Below are 4,623 nucleotides of genomic sequence, written 5' to 3'. Positions count from 1 at the left end.
ACTGTTTTTGTACTGTTTTTTTTAAAAAAACATGGTATAATATTATCTGTAACTTAGCAAAAAAGGGGGAGAAGTATTGAATACCGATGTACTGATAGAGGAGAATGAGATTTGGGTTAATCAGAAAACTGGAGAAGTTTTAGAAACATCAACCATAACTAAAAAAGTTCCTCGTGGAAATTTCGTTATAGCATACTTAGGTGTAATTATTCAAATGCTTGATGGAGTTGGGAATAAAAAAATGACTGTTATTAGTTATATATTAAAACATATGGATAAATCAACTAATGTTTTATCTATAACTAATCGAGATCTTGCTAAAAAATGCAATGTTTCTTTAGATACTGTTGTTAAAACCTTAAAATTACTTAGAGATAATAAAATAATTGTTACAAAACCAAACTTTATAATGATTAGTCCTAAACTATTACATAAAGGTGATGCAGCTAAAGAAAAAGCTTTATTAACTAGGTTTACAGAAGAATCAGAAAAAATATAAAAAAATAGATTTATAAAAGTTATTTTATAAATCTACTTTTAGAAAATATTTGAATTATTATTGACTTTTTAATTAATAAAGTTGTTCATTGCAAAATGAACAACTTTATTTTATCATAGATTAAATAATTTTTCATCTACCAATCATCATCATCATCAGATGGTGTTTCTGTATAACTATCTAAAGTACCATCTTCTGTGTACCAATCAGTTGTTCCATTGTCATTATCATATCCATAAAATTTTTGACCATCAGATTCATTTGTATAAGTTCTATCGTGATCACCAGGACCTCTCATAATATACACCTCCAACATTAATAGTAATAACTATATTATATTACTATTAATGTAAATGTTAAATATTTTCTCAGCTTATTTTTTATTTATATACTTAGCTACAGTATATATTTTACCGCATCTCTTACATACATAACGTCCATCCTTTTGTTGTATGAAATTACAATAACAGTGATGTTTCATTTCCATATATATCATCTCCTTTCTTCAAAAATGGAATCAATTAAATATTACCTTCATAAAATTTCTTTTTCATATTTTTTATAAATTATTTTTATTTATTACTATACAATCATCATAAGTATATAAACCGAAGAACCTACTTTTCTTTTTTATTAGTTTTATTTCATTATTTTCTTTTAGCAAATACATTGCCATATCTAAACTATTACTTGCTCCATTAACTTTATATCCTTTATCTAAATAACTTTTTATAAAATCTATTTCACTAACTTCCATTTTCACAAATTCTCCTATATTGATATCTTTTTTTGCAAATTAAGAACTATATTTATAAAATCTAATTCATTATCAATTATTCTATATGGAGCATATTCACTATAACTTTCTTTAGAGCTTACAGTAAGTATTTCAATTCCTTTTTCTAGTGTTGCTAATGTTAAATACTTCGATAACGCAGCTAATTTATCTCCAATCTCTGCTTTTAAAGCATAACAACCGTCTATTTCTTTCTTTGTAGCTATTAAATAAACCATTAATGTTCCTTTTTGATTACTTTTTTTTGTTCTTTTTGAAGTTTTAAATTAGCTAAAGCCATATAGAAATCCTGTTCCTCTTTAGTTTTAGCCATTTTAAACAATTCCTTTAGTTCATTATAACTATATTTTAAAAACTCTTTATATAAATCCATTTGTATTAAACACTCCTTTTATTTTCTTTGATCATCACATATAAATGTCAAACGCCACATTCCTCTTCTAAAATCTATATCTGCTTTCCATAGCTTATTATGTCTATCATCTATTAAATCATTTAAATTATGATTTACCTTACTATCTATGTATCCTTTAACTTCATCAAATGTACTTGTTTGTGGAACTGGTATTAATACACTTAATGTTTTATTAAACTTATATCCAGCTACTTTTCCTTTTATAAAATAATATGTTCCAGTGTACATACGATCCTCTATAAATAAATCTGCACCTTCATAGTAACCATTTATTTCGTTAATATTATAATAATCAGGTTTCTTTTTCTTAGTTTTTTGTAACTTTAATTTTTCATATTTATGCTGCCAACGCCCAATAATACTACTTAAAGTATTATTTTTATCTTGTAATTCATTAACTTTTTTTCTTAATTCTATTCTAGTTTTAGTTTCACTTTCCCAGTTACTATTTTTATCTTTTCTTAAATTTTCATTTTCTTTTAAAAGTTTATTGTAATTAGGTACTACTTTATTGTACTTTTCTACTAAGTCATTATAATTTTCTTTTACTTCTACAAGCTCTTTTTTTATAGAATTAACATATTCTGTTCTTAATGATTTTTCTTCAGGACTTAAACCTTTTAAATACTTTTCTTTATCTAAAAGTTTAATATATTCAACTTTCATTTTTCTAAGTTCAATTAACTCACTCATTAAACTATCATAATTTTCCTCGCTTAAGACAATATCATAGTTTTTTTCTTTATCAAATTCTTCTTTACTCGAATAAACTTTATAACCAAAAGTTCCTTTAACACCATATTTAATATTATTAAAATCATTTATTGACACTTTGAACTCCTCCAACTATAAAATAACGGGAGAATACTCTCCCGTTAAACTTAATCAAGATAATGTTTTACAACAACGTTTATTCTGTTATGCCCTAAATTTTCAGATACTTCTTTCAGAATACTTCTATCAAAAGTTCTATGAGAACCATCTCTAGTATGATAATCGCCTTTAATTTCAATTTTATTATCTATCCTAATATTTTCTATCTCTTTATATTTAAGTCCTGCATATTCCCTTCTAAGAGCATGCTCGTCCATTCTATTAAGTACTTTGTTAAATACAGTTTCTCTATGCTCCTCTAAAGCTTTATCTCTCATAGAGATTATATGATCCTGATATTCTCTTAAAACCTCTACTGTACGGCTCCTACCTCCCTTGGATTGGCAACCATACTTATCTTTATTTATTTCTATTACAACTCTACCATTATCATTTATTTTTATCTGCTCTGGTTTCAATAAGCTTAATTCACTTCTTCTAAGACCAGTACCTCTTCCAAAGTCAATTATATCTTTATTCTTTATTATAGAAAATTCACTATCATGCATTTTATCTCCTCTGGATCTTGTAATAGTTTCTCTAGTTCTTTTAGGATAGTTAAATCCAAAATCTGCTGAACTACATCTAAGCAATTTAGCCATTGCAGCTCCATGAGTTCTTAAAGAATGTGGACTATCACCAGCTTGTTCTCTATACTCTAAATACTTTCTAGCTAAATCTTTATTTAAATTATTTATATTGTTACCTATCTTATGAGTTTTTTTAGCCCATTCACCGAATCTAATACATTTATCTTTATATAAATCATAAGTCTTTATAGAATAAATTTTTTCAACTCGTGTCGGATTCCAAGGAATCCCTAACGCTGCACATCTAGCTTTTTCTATCTTTTTAGCTTCATGTTTACTTTCTCCATACGCCTGTAACGGATCTAAGCTCATTATTATTTGATGTTTTAAACTTCCTTTGAGTTTTTTAGCAGCCATTGAAACTACTCCTCTTTCTTGAATTTAATTTATCGTTGAGACACACGCATTGTTTTGGCATTTAATACGCCTGGGCTTTAGGAAGTAATGCTCCTTTAATCCTAATGTTTATTAATAAAATAAACAACCTCAATTTATGGTACAGACAATTCTGTCCCCAAATTACCGATTAATACTTCGGCTTAATTTAATTTAACTAACATTTGTTTCAGCTCAATGCCTAACTTATTTACTATTAAAAAGTAATCCTTCTTCAAACTTTAATTACACCGTAAGGTTTAAACATACTCTAAGTAAATCGTCTTAGTGTATCACACATAATTAAAGTATTAAAAAAACTTAAATGTTAGCTTAGTAAAATAATCGTCTTACGCCGTTTATTTTACTGTATTATAAATAAATTAATATAAGTATAACACTTTTTTCTTTTGAGTTAAATAGCTAAAAATAAATTTCTTAAGGAATTGAATTTTAAAAAAATAATAGGAAAATACTTAAATAAGATATGCAGATCTATTGAATCATATAAAAAAATTAAAGTCTATGAAATAGATTTTTTAAGTTCAACTATAAATTTGAATAACCTTAAATCTTCCCTCCAGATACAATGATAGGCATTTCTTGTAAACTCGAAATGCCTATCATTGTATCTTTCACTCGATTACGGTTATTCAAATTTAAGTTTCACAATAAAAAAATCTATTTAGGTAAAGTTAAAATAGCCTTTTAAAAAAGGCTGAGAATGGAATCAAGGGCGAGGAGGTACGACGAGTTTATATACCCTTGATGGAATGAAAGCCAAACACTTTGCAACGGAAGTTGCATTTGATAAAATGCGACTTCCTGCTAAACGGCAAGTGAATAAACGGAGGTGCAGGAGGAGTACCTCCTGCTGGGTGGAGGGTAAAACCCTCCTAGGGTTTGGGACAACGTCCCAAATATAAATAAATGCTAAATGCATTTATTTATATTTAAATTCGCTTAATTTTTCATCTATTATTTATAATAGAAAAGAGTAAAATTCATCTTAATTCCCTGTAAATGGCTTTATGACAAGAAATGCTGACATTTTTCTTGTACTGAAATTTCAGTA

Annotated in this window: 7 protein-coding genes; 1 reads left to right on the top strand and 6 read right to left on the bottom strand. The window is 26.9% G+C overall.

Going from position 1 to position 4,623, the window contains the following annotated elements; genetic code table 11:
- The first annotated feature begins 76 nt into the window (after positions 1–76).
- The gene (locus tag Q4E08_RS11535) at positions 77–499 is read left to right on the top strand and encodes a replication/maintenance protein RepL (RefSeq protein WP_243289727.1); all 423 of its coding nucleotides are present in this window, start codon (positions 77–79) and stop codon (positions 497–499) included.
- A 136-nt stretch (positions 500–635) separates the two neighbouring features.
- On the opposite strand, the gene Q4E08_RS11530 is transcribed toward Q4E08_RS11535, so the two are convergent.
- From Q4E08_RS11530 to Q4E08_RS11505, 6 genes are all read right to left on the bottom strand, one after another.
- Positions 636–797 carry a hypothetical protein gene (locus tag Q4E08_RS11530; RefSeq protein WP_303131097.1) on the bottom strand — a complete coding sequence of 54 codons (162 nt, stop codon included), beginning with the start codon at positions 795–797 and terminating at the stop codon, positions 636–638.
- 261 nt (positions 798–1,058) lie between these two features.
- Positions 1,059–1,262 (bottom strand): hypothetical protein, encoded by a 204-nt coding sequence (locus Q4E08_RS11525; protein WP_303131095.1) that lies wholly within the window; start codon positions 1,260–1,262, stop codon positions 1,059–1,061.
- 8 nt (positions 1,263–1,270) lie between these two features.
- Positions 1,271–1,513 carry a DUF6718 family protein gene (locus Q4E08_RS11520; RefSeq protein WP_303131094.1) on the bottom strand — a complete coding sequence of 81 codons (243 nt, stop codon included), beginning with the start codon at positions 1,511–1,513 and terminating at the stop codon, positions 1,271–1,273.
- Positions 1,513–1,668 carry a hypothetical protein gene (locus tag Q4E08_RS11515; protein WP_303131093.1) on the bottom strand — a complete coding sequence of 52 codons (156 nt, stop codon included), beginning with the start codon at positions 1,666–1,668 and terminating at the stop codon, positions 1,513–1,515. The genes Q4E08_RS11520 and Q4E08_RS11515 overlap by 1 nt, the downstream gene beginning before the upstream one ends.
- 18 nt (positions 1,669–1,686) lie before the next feature.
- Positions 1,687–2,541 (bottom strand): hypothetical protein, encoded by an 855-nt coding sequence (locus Q4E08_RS11510; RefSeq protein WP_303131092.1) that lies wholly within the window; start codon positions 2,539–2,541, stop codon positions 1,687–1,689.
- A gap of 50 nt (positions 2,542–2,591) precedes the next feature.
- Positions 2,592–3,530 carry a hypothetical protein gene (locus tag Q4E08_RS11505; RefSeq protein ID WP_303131090.1) on the bottom strand — a complete coding sequence of 313 codons (939 nt, stop codon included), beginning with the start codon at positions 3,528–3,530 and terminating at the stop codon, positions 2,592–2,594.
- Between the last annotated feature and the right edge of the window lie 1,093 nt (positions 3,531–4,623).

The sequence above is a fragment of the Clostridium sp. genome (assembly GCF_030532265.1).
In the GTDB taxonomy this organism is placed as follows: domain Bacteria; phylum Bacillota; class Clostridia; order Clostridiales; family Clostridiaceae; genus Clostridium.
The sequence above is the reverse complement of the archived record's forward strand: the minus strand, read 5'-3'. Positions and strand labels throughout refer to the sequence as shown.